General features: G+C 68.2%; 12 protein-coding genes. 2 read left to right on the top strand and 10 right to left on the bottom strand.

What is annotated here, in order from left to right; genetic code table 11:
- Nucleotides 1–89 precede the first annotated feature (89 nt).
- From rpmA to V4U86_RS08930, 10 genes are all read right to left on the bottom strand, one after another.
- Complete coding sequence (gene rpmA / locus V4U86_RS08975; RefSeq protein ID WP_019513236.1) at nt 90–356, bottom strand: 50S ribosomal protein L27; 267 nt, start codon at nt 354–356, stop codon at nt 90–92.
- 18 nt (nt 357–374) lie between these two features.
- Entirely contained in the window at nt 375–698 is a 324-nt protein-coding gene (gene rplU, locus V4U86_RS08970) for a 50S ribosomal protein L21 (RefSeq protein ID WP_395310901.1), read from the bottom strand.
- Nucleotides 699–865: 167 nt separating this feature from the next.
- Nucleotides 866–3,946, bottom strand: a complete 3,081-nt coding sequence (locus V4U86_RS08965) for an Rne/Rng family ribonuclease (RefSeq protein ID WP_395310900.1) — start codon at nt 3,944–3,946, stop codon at nt 866–868.
- Nucleotides 3,947–4,241: 295 nt separating this feature from the next.
- Nucleotides 4,242–4,661 (bottom strand): nucleoside-diphosphate kinase, encoded by a 420-nt coding sequence (ndk, locus tag V4U86_RS08960; protein WP_395310899.1) that lies wholly within the window; start codon nt 4,659–4,661, stop codon nt 4,242–4,244.
- Nucleotides 4,662–4,700: 39 nt separating this feature from the next.
- Nucleotides 4,701–5,051 carry a DUF4233 domain-containing protein gene (locus V4U86_RS08955; protein WP_395311968.1) on the bottom strand — a complete coding sequence of 117 codons (351 nt, stop codon included), beginning with the start codon at nt 5,049–5,051 and terminating at the stop codon, nt 4,701–4,703.
- Between the two features lie 47 nt (nt 5,052–5,098).
- Entirely contained in the window at nt 5,099–6,502 is a 1,404-nt protein-coding gene (gene folC / locus V4U86_RS08950; protein WP_395310898.1) for a bifunctional tetrahydrofolate synthase/dihydrofolate synthase, read from the bottom strand.
- Between the two features lie 10 nt (nt 6,503–6,512).
- The gene (locus V4U86_RS08945) at nt 6,513–9,155 is read right to left on the bottom strand and encodes a valine--tRNA ligase (RefSeq protein WP_395310897.1); all 2,643 of its coding nucleotides are present in this window, start codon (nt 9,153–9,155) and stop codon (nt 6,513–6,515) included.
- A gap of 77 nt (nt 9,156–9,232) precedes the next feature.
- Nucleotides 9,233–9,847, bottom strand: a complete 615-nt coding sequence (locus V4U86_RS08940; protein ID WP_395310896.1) for a DUF937 domain-containing protein — start codon at nt 9,845–9,847, stop codon at nt 9,233–9,235.
- 90 nt (nt 9,848–9,937) lie between these two features.
- Nucleotides 9,938–11,206 (bottom strand): saccharopine dehydrogenase family protein, encoded by a 1,269-nt coding sequence (locus V4U86_RS08935; protein WP_395310895.1) that lies wholly within the window; start codon nt 11,204–11,206, stop codon nt 9,938–9,940.
- Nucleotides 11,207–11,217: 11 nt separating this feature from the next.
- Nucleotides 11,218–13,188, bottom strand: coding sequence for a S9 family peptidase (locus V4U86_RS08930; protein WP_395310894.1), 1,971 nt, complete (start codon nt 13,186–13,188; stop codon nt 11,218–11,220).
- Nucleotides 13,189–13,366: 178 nt separating this feature from the next.
- Here V4U86_RS08930 and V4U86_RS08925 point away from each other — a divergent pair, with 178 nt between their 5' ends.
- Both V4U86_RS08925 and V4U86_RS08920 read left to right on the top strand, forming a co-directional pair.
- Nucleotides 13,367–14,698, top strand: coding sequence for an ammonium transporter (locus tag V4U86_RS08925; protein ID WP_395310893.1), 1,332 nt, complete (start codon nt 13,367–13,369; stop codon nt 14,696–14,698).
- Complete coding sequence (locus V4U86_RS08920) at nt 14,699–14,917, top strand: hypothetical protein (RefSeq protein WP_395310892.1); 219 nt, start codon at nt 14,699–14,701, stop codon at nt 14,915–14,917.
- Nucleotides 14,918–14,990: the final 73 nt, after the last annotated feature.

The raw sequence follows: 14,990 nt of genomic DNA, 5'->3' as shown, positions 1-14,990 counted from the left end.
CCCACAGGCCTTCCAAAAAACGGAAGCTGCTGCGAGTCTTCTCTAGAGAACTCGCAGCAGCTTCGCGTTCGCAGAAAGTCCTCGGGTTATCAGGCTTCCGAGCGCACGAGACGGACGATGTTGACCGTCCGACGGCCGCGCTTGGCGCCGAACTCCACCACGCCGGGTGCCGTGGCGAACAGGGTGTCGTCGCCACCACGGCCGACGTTCACACCCGGATGGAAGTGGGTTCCGCGCTGGCGGACCAGGATCTCGCCGGCCTTGACGACCTGACCGCCGAACCGCTTGACGCCGAGCCGCTGGGCAGCTGAATCGCGACCGTTGCGCGAGCTGGAAGCGCCCTTCTTATGTGCCATGTCTGTCGCTCCCGTTCTTTACTTGATGCCGGTGACCTTGAGCACCGTCAGCTGCTGACGGTGACCCTGGCGCTTGTGATAGCCGGTCTTGTTCTTGAACTTGTGGATACGGATCTTGGGGCCCTTGGTGTGCTCCAGAACCTCGCCGGTGACGGCGACCTTGGCCAGATCGTCGGCCGAGGTGGTCACCTTGGCGCCGTTGACGACCAGAGCGACGGGCAGCGAGACGGAAGCCCCGGGCTCGGACTCCAGCTTCTCAACCTTGACAATGTCCCCGACGGCGACCTTGTACTGCTTGCCGCCAGTCTTGACGATTGCGTACGTGGCGTTCTCGGCTGCCATCGTGGATCTACCTCTGCTTCGTTCGTCTGGGCGCGCGCAATATGGAACATGCACGTGCGGGTCTTGGGTGCGGGCCGAGCCAGCAGTTGCGGCTGCAAGCCCCGCGACAACTGGTCAAGGGTACGTGACCAGCGCCTAGAGGGTCAAACCGCCTGTTCCGGTCCTCGTCAGGTGGTCGGCGGGCCCGCCGGGCGGGCCGCGGCCCGCCTGCGAACCCGGCCTCTGGGTGCCGTCACCGGCGGCGGGGAAACGGCGACCTCGTCGTCGGCGTCGTCCTCGTCCGAGTCGTCCTCGTCGGGGTCGGAGTCGTCGGCGTCGTCGTCTTCCTCGTCGTCGGAGTCGTCCTCGTCCGACTCGTCGTCATCCTCGTCGGAGTCGTCGTCTTCGGAGTCGTCGTCTTCGGAGTCGTCGTCCAGGACCTCGATGTCATCGTCGTCGGCCTCGTCGTCGTCATCATCGATGTCGACGAGTTCGTCCTCGTCCGAATCGTCATCCGAGTCGTCCTCGTCCGAATCGTCCTCGTCCGAGTCGTCCAGGGTGTCGGGCTCCTCGTAGTCCTCGGCGACCGCGGTCTCGGCCGGCGCGGCCGCGGTGGTTTCGTCCTCGGTCTCCTCTGCGTCCTCGGCGTCACCGTTGCCGTGCAGGCCCGCTGCCATCGCCTTGAACATCGGGTGTTCACCGGCGGCGTGCGCCGGCACCTTCGCGACCTGCACGCTGTCCTGCGCGTCATCGGTCTTGGCGGCCTTCTTGCCCCGCTTGCTGCGCCGGCTCCCGCCGCCACCCGACTCGGACTTGCGGTTGTTGCCACCCGACGGCGCGGCGGTGTCCACCGGATCCGCGTGCAGGTGGATCCCCCGGCCCGCACAGTGCGTGCAGGTGGTGGAGAACGCCTCGATCAGTCCGGTACCCAGCTTCTTACGGGTCAGCTGAACCAACCCGAGCGAGGTCACCTCCGAGACCTGATGGCGCGTCCGGTCCCGGGCCAGCGCCTCGGTCAGCCGGCGCAGCACCAGGTCGCGATTGGACTCCAGCACCATGTCGATGAAGTCGATGACGATGATGCCGCCGATATCGCGCAGCCGGAGCTGACGGACGGTCTCCTCGGCGGCTTCGAGGTTGTTCTTGGTCACCGTCTGCTCGAGGTTGCCGCCCGAACCGGTGAACTTGCCGGTGTTGACGTCGACGACGGTCATCGCCTCGGTCCGGTCGATGACCAAGGTGCCACCCGACGGCAGCCACACCTTACGGTCCATCGCCTTGGCCAGTTGCTCGTCGATACGGTGCACGGCGAACACGTCCGGCCCGTCCGGGGTTGCGGGTTCGTACTTGGTCATCCGCGGAACCAGCTCCGGCGCAACGGACGTGACGTAGTCGTTGATCGTCTTCCAGGCATCCTCGCCGGAGACGATGAGGTTGGAGAAGTCCTCGTTGAACAGATCGCGGATGACCTTCACGAGCACGTCGGGCTCTTCGTACAGCGCGATGGCCGCACCGGCCTTCTTCGCGGTGACCTCGGCGGCGTTCGCCTCGATCTGCGTCCAGCGTTCCTGCAGCCGGTTCACGTCGGCGCGGATGTCGTCTTCCTTGACGCCTTCGGACGCGGTCCGGATGATCACCCCGGCACCGGCCGGGACGACCTCGCGCAGGATCTCCTTGAGCCGCTGGCGCTCGGTGTCGGGCAGCTTGCGGCTGATACCGGTCGAGGAGGCACCCGGCACGTAGACCAGGTACCGGCCGGCCAGCGACACCTGGGTGGTGAGCCGGGCGCCCTTGTGGCCGACGGGGTCCTTGCTGACCTGGACGACGACGTAGTCACCGGGCTTGAGGGCCTGCTCGATCTTGCGCTGAGCCCCTCCGAGACCGGCGGCCTCCCAGTTCACCTCGCCGGCGTACAGCACACCGTTGCGGCCGCGGCCGATGTCGACGAACGCCGCTTCCATCGAAGGCAGCACGTTCTGCACGATGCCCAGGTAGATGTTGCCGACCAGGGATGCCGAGGCGGCTGAAGTGACAAAGTGTTCGACCACGACGCCGTCTTCGAGGACGGCGATCTGGGTGTAGCGCGCGCCCTCGTGCGGGGGTTCGGTGCGGATCTTGTCACGCACGATCATGGTGCGCTCGACGGCCTCCCGACGGGCCAGGAACTCGGCCTCGCTCAGGATGGGCGGGCGCCGGCGACCGGCATCGCGGCCGTCGCGGCGGCGCTGGCGCTTGGCCTCCAGCCGGGTGGATCCGGAGATGCCCTGGATCTCGTCTGGGTCTTTTCCGTCGCGCCCCGAGCTCGACTTGGCCCGGGGCGCACGCTCGTGCACGACCGTGTTGGGCGGATCATCCGGCGACCCGGAGTCGTCGGAATCACCCGATCCGGACTTGCGGCGGCGGCGGCGACGCCGGCGGCGGCTGCCGGCCTCGGCGCCCGCGCCCTCGTCACCGGCGTCCTCGTCCGTGTCGGAGTCCTCGTCGGCGTCGGTGTCGGTGTCCTCGGAGTCGTCGGCGCCGGCCGAGTCGGTGGTCTCGGCGTCGGCGTCCTCGTCCTCGCTGCCGTCCTCGGCGCTCTGCTCCCCGCGTCCACGTCCCCGGCCGCGGCGCCCGCGGCGGCGGCGCCGGGCGGCGGGCCGCTCGGACTGGTCGTCGTCGCCGGTGTCGTCACCGTCGGCGACGTCCTCGGCCTCGGTGTCCTCGGCGTCGTCACCGTGGTCGTCGTCGGCGGGTGCCGGGCGCGGCGCGTACTGGACGGGTTGCGGGGCCACGAACAGCGGCAGGTACGGCGCGGGCTCGTGCACCTCGGGTGTCGCTGGCGTCTCGGTGACCGGGGGTGCCTCCAGCAGCAGCCGGGATTCCGGCTCCTCGATGACGGGAACAGCGGCCTCGGCCTCGGCGGCCGCTGCCTCGGGCGCCTCGGCGGGCGCTTCGGGCGCGACGTCCTGGGCAGGTTCGGCGGCAGCCTCCGGAGCTTGCGGGGCGACTTCCGGCGGGGTGTCTTCGGTGACGGCTGCTGCGGCGGGGACCTCGACCGCGGATGCGGCGGCCTCGGCATTGAGCACCTCGCGGACCTGCTCGGCCTGCTCACGGGCCACCGTCGAGTGCGGGCTGCGGGCCCGGCCGTCCAGCTCGGCGAGCGCATCCACGATGCGCCTGCTGGTGGTGCCCAGCACACGCGCCAGCGAGTGAACTCTCAGCTTCGCCGGCAGTTCCTCGCTGTGCTGGCTGTTTTCGACTTGGTCTTGGGTAGGGGCATCTTCGGCCACAAATTCTCCTCAAGCCCCCGGGCGCGTCATGACGACGCGGCCACGCGAGGGCTTCCGCTATGGGTCCGGGGAGCTTCTCCCGAACTTGTTATGGTCTCGCCCCGAGCAGCTCGCATTGAACCCACTCGGCGCCTGGCTGAATGATGGCTAGACGCTTTGGCGCCGCACCGCTGACGCGATGGTCGCACTCGTCGAAGTCTTCATCCGGGTGACCGGCCCCACTGTGGTGCCGGTCTCCCAGGGTAAGTATCCCATACCGCGCGCCAGAATCTGACGAAGCGGTTGAAGGCGAAGGTTAAGCGCTGGTCAGTTCGGGGAACCAGAGCGCGATTTCCCGGGCAGCGGACTCGGGCGAGTCGGACCCGTGCACCAGGTTCTCCTGGGTCACGAGCGCGAAGTCACCACGGATGGTGCCGGGCGTCGCCTTCTCCACCGGATCGGTGCCGCCGGCGATCTGGCGGAACGCGGCGATGGCGCGTTCGCCCTCGACGACCGCCGCCACGACGGGTCCGGAGGTGATGAATTCCAGCAGCGAACCGAAGAACGGCTTGCCGTCGTGCTCGGCGTAATGCTGGCGGGCCAGATCCTCGCTCACGGTCTTGAGCTCCAGCGCAGCGAAGGTCAACCCCTTGCGCTCGATCCGGCCGAGAACCTCGCCGATCAGGTTCCGCTGCACGCCGTCGGGCTTGATCAACACGAGAGTCCGCTCAGTCACGGCGCACAGCGTACCGGTCAGTAATGAGCGGCCCGCGCACTAGCCCCCTTGCGGCGGCGGACCGGGCTGCTGGTAGGGCAGCTGTCCCCGGGCCTGACGCCGTTTGACCTCGGCCCGCAGGTAGATCATCAACACCCAGACGCCCGCGAAGATCACACCGATGAACCCGATCCCGCCGTGGATCAGGGCGCCCGCGATGAACACGGCCTGGATGCCGAGGTTCACCCAGATGATGCCCGGCCGGCCCTGCATGCCGGACAGCAGGATCAGCACGACCGCCATGCCGATCAGGAAACTGCCGGCGGCCACGGTCAGGCCGTCCTCTCCCGCCGAGACGACGGGCAGGGCCAGCAGCACGACGATGGCCTCCAGGATGTGGATGCCGGCCATGATGCCCCGGAAGCTGCGCCACGGGTCGCCGGTGGGGGCTGCGCCGCTCACTGCGGGTCCCGCCCGAACAGCGTGCGCGCTGCGCCCGCGGTGACAACCGAACCAGTGATGACCATGCCGCTCCCCGAGTATCCCTCGCCGTCATTGCCCGACTCTTCGACGAGCGCCGTCGCCGTCTCGATCGCGTCCGGGAGCGTGGCCGCGACCGCGACCCGCTCCGGACCGAACCGCTCTTCGGCGCGCGCCGCCAACGCCTCGACGTCCATCGCCCGTGGCGACCCGTTGTGGGTGACCACGATCATGTCGAAGGCCGGCTCCAGCGCCTCCAGGATGCCGTCGACATCCTTGTCGGCCATCACCGAGAGCACACCCACCAGATGGCGGAAATCGAACTCGTCGGCCAGTGCCTGCGTCAGCGCCGCCGCGCCCGCCGGATTGTGCGCGGCGTCGATGAACACCGTCGGGGCACTGCGCACCCGCTCCAACCGGCCCGGGCTGGTGGCCGCGGCGAAACCGGCCCGCACGGCGTCGATGTCGAGTTGGCGTTCCGACCCGGCGCCGAAGAACGCCTCCACCGCGGCCAGCGCGAGGAGAGCGTTGTGCGCCTGATGCTCGCCGTGCAGCGGCAGGAAGATCTCCGGATACACCCCGCCCAGGCCCTGCAGGGTCAGCAGCTGACCGCCGATGGCGACCTGACGGTCCAGGATCGTGAACTCCGAATCCTCACGGGCCACCGCGGCATCGGCGCGCACCGTCTCAGCCAGCAGCACCTCCATCGCCTCGGGCGCCTGACGGCCGATGATCGCGACCGTGTCGGTGGGCACCAGGTCGGACTCCTGCCGGGTGATGATGCCGGCCTTCTCCCCCGCGATCTCGGCGAGCGTGTCACCCAGATAATCGGTGTGGTCCATCCCGATCGGGGTGATCACCGCGACCGGGGCATTGATCACATTGGTGGCGTCCCAGCGGCCACCCAGACCGGTCTCCACCACCGCGACGTCGACCGGTGCATCCGCGAACGCCGCGAACGCCATCGCGGTGAGCACCTCGAACTTGCTCATCCGGGGGCCTCCCGCGGCCTCGGACTGCTGGTCCACCAGTTCGATGAACGGTTCGAGCTCGCGGTAGGTCTCGACGTACTGCGCCGGGCTGATGGGCTTGCCGTCGATGGAGATGCGTTCGACGGCGGATTGCAGATGCGGGCTGATGGTCCGCCCGGTGCGCCGGTGCAGCGCGGTGAGCAGGGCGTCGATCAGCCGGGCGACCGACGTCTTGCCGTTGGTCCCGGCGATATGGATCGACGGGTAACTCCGCTGCGGCGACCCGAGCAGCTCCAGCAGGGCGGAGATGCGCGCGGTGCTGGGCTCGATCTTGGTCTCCGGCCACCGCTGGTCGAGCAGATGCTCGACCTGCAGCAGCGCCGCGATCTCGTCCGGCATGGGTTGATTCATGCGCAGGCGCTCATTGCAGATCCCCGAGACGGGCGGTGATCCGCTCGACCTCTTCGGCCGCCAACTGCCGGCGGGCCTTGATCTTCTCCACGACGGCTTCCGGCGCCTTGGCCAGGAACGCGTCGTTGCCGAGTTTGCCTGTGGTCTGGGCGAGTTCCTTCTGCGCGGCCGCCAGATCCTTCTCCAGCCGTTTGCGTTCGGCGGCGACGTCCACGGTGCCCGAGGTGTCGAGTTCGACGACGACGGTGCCGCCGGTCAGACGCACCTCGACGGCCGCGGACGGGGTGAATCCGTCGGCGGGTTCGGTCAGCCAGGCCAGCGAGGTGATCGCGGGCAGCTGGGCCGCCAGATCGGCCTCACCGATACCGACCAGCTTGGCCGGGACCCGCTGCCGGTCGTTGAGCCCCTGATCGCTGCGGAACCTGCGCACCTCGGTGATCAGTTTCTGCATGTCCGCGATGCGCTGGGTGGCAACGGAATCCAGGTCGATGCCGGATGCGGCCGGCCAGTCGGCGATCACCAGGGACTCACCGCCGGTCAACGTCTTCCACAGCGTCTCGGTGACGAACGGCATCACCGGGTGCAGCAGTTTGAGCAGGCTGTCCAGCACTGTGGCCAGCACCGCCGGCGTGTGGACCGCATGCTCGGGCCGGCCGAGCTGCACCTTGGCGAGCTCGACGTACCAGTCACAGAACTCGTCCCAGGCGAAGTGGTAGATCGACTCGCAGGCGCGGCTGAACTCGTAGCTCTCCATCGCCGAATCCGCTTCGGCGCGAACCTCTTCCAGCCGACCCAGGATCCACCGGTCGGCGTCGGTGAGCTCGCCGAGGTCGGGCAGCGGCGCGAGCGCGGCACCGTTCATCAGCGCGAACTTGGTGGCGTTGAAGATCTTGGTGGCGAAGTTGCGTGAGGCGCGGGCATGGTCCTCACCGATGGACAGGTCACCGCCCGGGCTGGCGCCGCGGGCCAGGGTGAAGCGCAGCGCGTCGGCGCCGAACTTCTCCACCCAGTCCAGCGGATCGATGCCGTTGCCCTTGGACTTGCTCATCTTGCGGCCGAACTCGTCACGGATCAGCCCATGCAGGAAGACATTCCGGAACGGGACGGCACCCTCGCCGATCGCGTCGTCGCCGGCCACGAAGGTGCCGAACATCATCATCCGGGCCACCCAGAAGAACAGGATGTCGTAGCCGGTGACGAGAACGCTTGTCGGATAGAACTTCTCCATCTCGGGGGTGCGGTCCGGCCAGCCCATGGTGGAGAACGGCCACAGCGCCGAGGAGAACCAGGTGTCCAGCACGTCGGGGTCCTGCTCCCAGCCCTCGGGCGGGGTCTCGTCCGGGCCCAGGCACACCTGCTGGCCGTCGGGACCGTGCCAGATCGGGATCCGGTGCCCCCACCACAGCTGGCGCGAGATGCACCAGTCGTGCATGTTGTCCACCCAGCCGAACCAGCGCGGTTCCAGGCTGGCCGGGTGGATCACGGTGTCGCCGTTGCGCACCGCGTCGCCGGCGGCCTTGGCCATCGATTCGACATTGACCCACCACTGCAGACTCAGCCGCGGTTCGATCGGCTCGCCACTGCGCTCGGAGTGCCCGACGCTGTGCAGGTAGGGACGCTTCTCGGCGACGATGCGGCCCTCGGCCGCCAGCGCTTCGCGCACCGCCACCCGGGCCGCGAAGCGGTCCATCCCGTCGAACTTGGTTCCGGTACCGGTGATGGCGCCGGTGGTGTCCAGGATCGACGGCATCGGCAGGCTGTGCCGCAGCCCGATCTCGAAGTCGTTGGGGTCGTGCGCCGGGGTGACCTTGACTGCGCCGGTACCGAATTCGGGGTCGACGTGGGTGTCGGCCACCACGATGATCTGCCGATCCAGGAAGGGGTGCGGCAGCGTCTGGCCGACCAGCGCGCGGTAGCGGTCGTCGTCGGGGTGCACCGCGATGGCGGTGTCGCCGAGCATCGTCTCCAACCGGGTGGTGGCGACCACCAGGTGCGGTTCATCGTCGTTCATCGAGCCGTACCGGAACGACACCAGCTCACCCTCGACGTCCTCGTACTTGACCTCGAGATCGCTGATGGCGGTCTGCAGCACCGGGGACCAGTTGACCAGGCGCTCGGCCTGGTAGATCAGCCCGGCATCGTAGAGCCGCTTGAAGATGGTGCGGACCGCGCGCGACAGCCCTTCGTCCATGGTGAACCGGTCGCGCCTCCAGTCGACACCGTCGCCGAGCCGGCGCATCTGCCCGCCGATGGTGCCGCCGGATTCACGCTTCCAGTCCCACACCTTCTCGACGAACGCCTCGCGGCCGAGGTCCTCCTTGGTCTTGCCGTCGGCGGTGAGCTGCTTTTCCACCACGGACTGGGTGGCGATGCCGGCGTGGTCCATGCCGGGCAGCCACAGCACCTCGTAGCCCTGCATCCGCCGACGCCGGGTCAGCGCATCCATCAGGGTGTGGTCCAGCGCATGGCCCATGTGCAGGCTGCCGGTCACATTCGGCGGCGGCAGCACGATCGAGTAGGCCGGCTTGTCGCTGCTCGGGTCGGCGGTGAAGTATCCGGCGTCCACCCAGCCCTGATACAGGTCGCTTTCTACCACACTGGGCTCCCAGGACTTGGGAAGGGCGTCGGCACGGTCACGGGGGCTGGCGGTCACCCATCGATTCTAGGGAAACCGCTCTGCGTAACTTGCCGCCACCCGGGCGGGCTACTTCTCCATGCCCGGCGGGCCGCCTACTTCTTCCCGCCCAGCAGCCCGCCCAGGATGTCGCCGATCACATTTCCCTGGTTGCCGCCCTGGCCACCCGAGCCACCGCCGAGCACGCTGCCCAGGATGCTGCCGAGCGGATTGTTACCCCCGCCGCCGGCGCCGCCGAGAATGCTGCCCAGCACATCGCCGAGACCGCCGCCCGATGGTGCGGACTGCGGCTGCGCGGCCGCGCCTCCGCCGAACTGCTTGCCGATGTAGGCCAGCACGATCGGCGCCAGGATCGGCAACAGCTGCTTGATCAGATCGCCACTGCCGGCACCGGTGCCGGCCAGCGCGGAGGCCACCGAATTGCTGTCGTTGCCGCCGAAGATGGTGGCAACGATCTTGTCGCCCTGGCCGGGGTCGACATCGTCGACCTTGACCCCTCCGTCGAGCAGTCCGCTGGCCGCCTGCGAGCCGACCTCGGCCTCCAGATCGGTCGAGTCGATGTCGTCGGCCTGCACGTTGGCCTGCAGCCCACCCACCAGGGCGGGAACCAACGTCCGGACGGCGTTGTTCACCTCGCCCTCGTCCGCCCCCAGCTTGGTCGCGATCTCCTGAACAGGAATCTGCGCGAAAAGTTCATCCAGCCCGGCCATTTCTCACCCATTTCCGTTGATGTGAGGTCCCCCCGAGGTGGACCCTAGCCGAGTCCGATCATGGTCCACAGGGGTTCGGCGCGGGCCGAATCAATCGAGCCGGGCGGTCTCCAGCGTGACTCCCGCGGCGGGCAGCCGGGTCAGCAGCGCATCACCCATGGCCGCGGCCGGGGTGAGCACGCCGCGCAGGTCGGAGAGCCGGTCGCGGTCGAGTGCGAGCGCCAGACCGCACTCCGCGAGCAGCACGGCGGTGGCCTTGTATCCGGGGTCGCCCTGCTGGGCCATGGTGGCCCGGTAGCGGGCTCCGGTCGTCGTCGTGGTGTACGTCTCGGCGCGGTAGTAGCCCTTTTCCCGGGTGCGTTCGCTCGGTCCGGTGCCCGGCTTGGGGAGCACCCGGTCGAGCAGGCCCCGGGGCACCTTGTTGATGTAACGGGTGCCCAGACCGAACGTCGCGACGCTGGCCGCGGTCTCCAGTGCCGCGGCCACCGGCGCGACGACCGAGGAGCCCACGCTCATCTGCTCGGCGTACCGGAACGTCCGGCCGTACGACCAGTCCAGCAGGGCGTTGCTGCGGCGCACGATGCGCGAGTTGGGTGCGGCCATGGCGAATGCGCCGGTCCAGATGCCGTCGAGTTCGGGCGCGATCTCACGCCCGCGCCGCCACGGGTTGTCCGATTGCGGCCCCAACTCGGGCTCGGCACCCCGGTCGGTGCTCAGCGTGTACGGGTCCTGCAGGTCGTCGCGCGACTGCGGGTTCTCCGCGGCGGTCCGCATGAACTCGATCATCGAGGCCACGGTGCCGCCGGAAACGCCGCCGGCGAAGGAGCGCAGCACGAAATTGGTTTCGCCGAGCTCCCCGGTGCCGTCCGTCCGGGCCCGGTCGTACAGCGCGTAGACGGTGATATCCGATGGCACGGAGTCGAATCCGCACGAATGCACGATCCGCGATCCGGTGTCGGCGGCCTGCTTGTGGAACTGTTCGGCGCTGTCCCGGATGAACAGCGTCTCGCCGGTGAGATCGGCGTAGTCGGTGCCCGCAGCCACGCAGGCTCCGACCAGCGGCATGCCGTAGTGCGTGTAGGGCCCGACAGTGGTGACGACGACCCGGGTGCGGGCCGCCATGTCGGCCAACGTGGACGGCTTGGACGTGTCCGCTTCGATCAGCGGCCAGGACTGCGCCTCGGGACCCAGCGAGTCCCGCACGGCGCGGACCTTGACGAGCGACCGGCCGGCCAGGGCGACGCGGGCACCGCTACCTGACCGGGCGAGGTACTGAGCGGTGAGTTTCCCGGCGAACCCGGTCGCGCCATAAAGGACGATGTCGAATTCCCGGTCCGAATCCTGCTGCGCGGAGGTCATGAGACCCGAAGCTACCCGAGGAGTTCCGGTAGGCACACGTCGCGACCGAACAGATTCCGGGCCAGGAACGCAGTGACCACCTGGTACCAGAGTTTGGCGTGCTGCGGCGCCCCCACCCAGTGCCCCTCGGAGGGGTAATACAGGAACTGGTGCACGCTGGTCCCGTCATCGGCCGCGGGCAGTCGGGACTGGCTGAGCAGCTCGTACCACAACCGCAGCGCCTCCCCGATGGGGACCCGATAGTCCTTGTCGCCGTGGATGACCAGCATCGGGGTGCGGATGTTGCCGACGTGATGGTGCGGGGAGTTGCGCTGGGTCATCTGCTCGGTCATCTCGCGCACCCACCAGTACGCGCCGTCGGTGGTGTGCCCGAACTGGTCCAGCGCCCACAGGCTGGCGTGGGTGACGATGGCGTCGAAACGGTCGGTGTGCCCGGCGATCCAGTTGGCCATGTATCCGCCGAAGGAGCCACCCATCGCCGCGGTGCGTGATGCGTCGACGAGTGGGTGCGCGCATGCCGCGTCGGTGGCGGCCATCAGATCGGTGTAGGGCGCCGCACCCCAAGCCCCCCACCCGCGCTGGATGAAGTCCTGCCCGTATCCGGTGGACAGCGCCGGGTCCGGGAGCAGCACCGCGAACCCCTGGGCGGCCAGCACCCATGGGTTCCACCGCCAGTGCCAGGCATTCCAGCTGGCCAGTGGCCCTCCGTGAATCCACAGCAGCAGCGGTGCCGGTGCGGCGTCGCGCTCCGGCAGGATCAGCCAGGACCGCACCGCCGTACCGTCGTCGGTGGTGGCGGTGAGTTCCTCCAGAGATCCTGGCAATTCCGGCAATTCGGCGCACGGCAGGACCGTGACCGTGCCGTCGGCGGTATCGATGCGCACCGGGTGCGGCGGGGTGTGGTAGGAACTGCGCAGGGCGTAGATCAGCCCGCCGGGCGCGGTCCGCACATCGGTGTAGGAGAAGTCGTCGTGGGTCAGCCGGGTCACCGCGGATGTCTGCGGGTCCACCGCGAACACCGGACCGCGGCCACCGTCGTCGGCGGTGACGATCAGGGCGGTGGCGTCGGTCGACCAGGTCACCGAGGTGGGCCAGCGGTCCCAGTCACCGAGCTCCACCCGCTCGCCACCGAAGGTTTGCCAGCACAACGTGATCCGCGGCGCCCGATCCGGTGTGGAGATCGTCTCGCGCAGGAAGGCCAGGCGGGTGCCGTCCGGGGATATCGCGGGCCGGCCCAGGTCGGCCGTGGGATCGTCGGCGACGACGGTGTGTTGGCCGGTGCCGATGTCGATGCGCACGATCCGGGACCGCAATGCCACCCCGGGTGCGGCCGCCTGCCATCCGGTGACCAGGAAGCTGCCGTCGGTGCTGACATCCTGCCCGGCCTCGCGCAGTGCGCCGCCGGGTGCGGGCGTGAGGTCGCGCAGACCGTCACCGTCAAAAAGGTGTGGGTGACCGGGACCCAGATCGTGATCCCAGTACCGCACCGGGTAGCCGGTGTGCAGGATCGCCGACACCTTGTTGTCCTTGCGCAGCTTCCGCAGCCGTCGGTCATCGTCGAGGTCGGTCGCGGCGGGCAGCACCGGCGCCGTGATCACGGTGGTCGCGGCGTGCCGCGCGGTGTGCACCGCCGCCACTCCGCCCGGCAGCGACAACTCCTCGATTGCCTCCCCGCCGTGCCGGGGCAACCGCCATAGTGCTGCCGGCGGCTCGTCGTCACCGGGCTTGGGCCGGGTCGCCACGAACAACAGATCGCCGTCGGAGGTGAACACCGGCGCGGACTCCCCGCTGAGGCCCTGGGTCAGCCGCCGGGCCGGCCGCACCCCGTCGGGATCCAACTCCCATATCGCCGTGACGTATTCGGTGCGGTCGGGGTTGAGCTCGCTGACCGTGGTGACGACTCGGGCACCGTCCGAGGACACGGCCAGGCCGGCCGTCCTCGGCAGCGCGAAGTAGGTGTCCAGATCGTGGAACGGCGTCATGCCCTCACCGTAGCGCCGGGGTGGGACAGCTCTTCACGCGGAATTTACTCGCAGTGACCGTCGGGACACATTCCCGCAGTTAGTTTCAATCCGGTACACCGTCAGTACCTCAAGGCCACTGCGGTTAAACGCAGGGCTTTTCCACCCCATCCCCCGAACAGAGCGGCGGAGGTTTCCCTTGACCCCTGAAGTCGAGGACGCCATTGCGTCCATGACCGCAGTGAACAACGAGTTCTTCTACTGGATGTCCATTGCGTTGATGATGCTGATCCACGCGGGCTTCCTGGCCTACGAGATCGGCGCCTCCCGGTCCAAGAACGTGCTGGCGACCGCGATGAAGAATCTGCTCGCGCTGGCGACGATCATCGCGTCGTTCTTCTTCGTGGGCTGGTTCCTCTACAACGCGATGCCGAGCGGGTTCATCGAAATGACCGATGCGGCCAAGGCTGCGCTGCCGTGGGGCGACAACATGGGTCCGAACGTCTCGGACCCCGCCAGCGGCATCTTCTGGGGTGCGTTCGCGTTGTTCGCCGCCACCACCGGCTCGATCATGTCCGGCGCTGTGCTGGAACGGATCCGGACCAGCGGATTCCTGGTGTTGACGGTCTTCGTCGGCTCGGTGACCTGGATCATCGGTGCGGCCTGGGGCTGGCACGGTGCCGGGTGGATGCTGGTCAAGCTCGGCTTCCACGACGTCGGCGCGGCCGGGTGCGTGCACATGATCGCCGGTTTCGGGGCGCTCGGCATCCTGATCAACCTGGGACCGCGGATCGGACGGTTCCTCCCGGACGGCACGGCGGTCACCATCCGCCCGCACAACCTGCCGCTGACCATGCTGGGCCTGATGCTGATCTTCACCGGCTTCTTCGGCTTCTTGATGGGCTGTGTCATCTACGGCGCCAACGGCTTTTCGACCATCTATGCCAGCCCGACCACCCTGTCGGCGTTCGCGTTCAACACCCTGATGGGCCTGGCCGGTGGCATCATCGGCGCCTACATGACCTCGCGTGGTGAACCGTTCTGGACCATCTCCGGCGGACTGGCCGGCATCATCGGGGTGGCATCGGGCATGGACCTCTATCACCCGGCGCTCGGGTTCATCATCGCTCTCGGCGCCGGTGCGCTCATCCCCTACATCGGAAAGCTACTGGAGCGCTTCAAGATCGATGACGTGGTGGGCGCGGTGGCCGTGCACGGCGGCATCGGGCTGTACTCGGTGTTGATGGTGGGCATCTTCCTGGCCGGCTACCCCAATACCGGTGGCAATCCTTCGATCTCGCTGTGGGGCCAGGTGACGGGCATCGTGGTGTTCGCCGCGCTGGGCTTCATCCCCACCTATCTGCTGTCCTTGGGGCTCAAGAAGGTCGGGCTGTTGCGGATTCCGGAAGCCGTGGAGCTTCAGGGCCTCGACCTGAGCGAGGTGCCTGCCACCCCGTACCCGGAGGGCCAACCGATCACGGTGATGGCAACGACCAACGGCAAGGTACTCGTCGTCGAGGAGGCGAAGTAGATGTTCAGTCCTATCGACAGCTATGAGGATGCCGGTGTGGTCTTCACCTTCGGCGGCTACTCCGTCGGTGTGTGGATCGTGTTCCTGCTCGCCGTCGCCCTGTTCATCGGCTTCTTCGTCAAGATGATCCAGCACGAGAACAGCGCCTACAAGTCGATCATCGAACACAAGCCGGTGGAGCCCGGCCCGGCGGCCGAAGGAGAGCCGACGGCCTACTGACCGCAGAACACCGAAATCGCCCGAATCCAGCAGGGTTCGGGCGATTTCCGTGTCATCCACAACCCGCCGAGGG

Origin of the sequence: Mycobacterium sp. AMU20-3851, assembly GCF_043974665.1 — a bacterium.
GTDB lineage: Bacteria > Actinomycetota > Actinomycetes > Mycobacteriales > Mycobacteriaceae > Mycobacterium.
The sequence above is the reverse complement of the archived record's forward strand: the minus strand, read 5'-3'. Positions and strand labels throughout refer to the sequence as shown.

What these genes read in the sequence shown, in the direction of transcription:
- rpmA (WP_019513236.1), bottom strand. Translation starts at nt 356, where the DNA reads ATGGCACATAAGAAGGGCGCTTCCAGCTCGCGCAACGGTCGCGATTCA.
- rplU (WP_395310901.1), bottom strand. Translation starts at nt 698, where the DNA reads ATGGCAGCCGAGAACGCCACGTACGCAATCGTCAAGACTGGCGGCAAG.
- V4U86_RS08955 (WP_395311968.1), bottom strand. Translation starts at nt 5,051, where the DNA reads ATGGCCGGCATCCACATCCTGGAGGCCATCGTCGTGCTGCTGGCCCTG.
- folC (WP_395310898.1), bottom strand. Translation starts at nt 6,502, where the DNA reads ATGAATCAACCCATGCCGGACGAGATCGCGGCGCTGCTGCAGGTCGAG.
- V4U86_RS08940 (WP_395310896.1), bottom strand. Translation starts at nt 9,847, where the DNA reads ATGGCCGGGCTGGATGAACTTTTCGCGCAGATTCCTGTTCAGGAGATC.
- V4U86_RS08935 (WP_395310895.1), bottom strand. Translation starts at nt 11,206, where the DNA reads ATGACCTCCGCGCAGCAGGATTCGGACCGGGAATTCGACATCGTCCTT.
- V4U86_RS08930 (WP_395310894.1), bottom strand. Translation starts at nt 13,188, where the DNA reads ATGACGCCGTTCCACGATCTGGACACCTACTTCGCGCTGCCGAGGACG.
- V4U86_RS08920 (WP_395310892.1), top strand. Translation starts at nt 14,699, where the DNA reads ATGTTCAGTCCTATCGACAGCTATGAGGATGCCGGTGTGGTCTTCACC.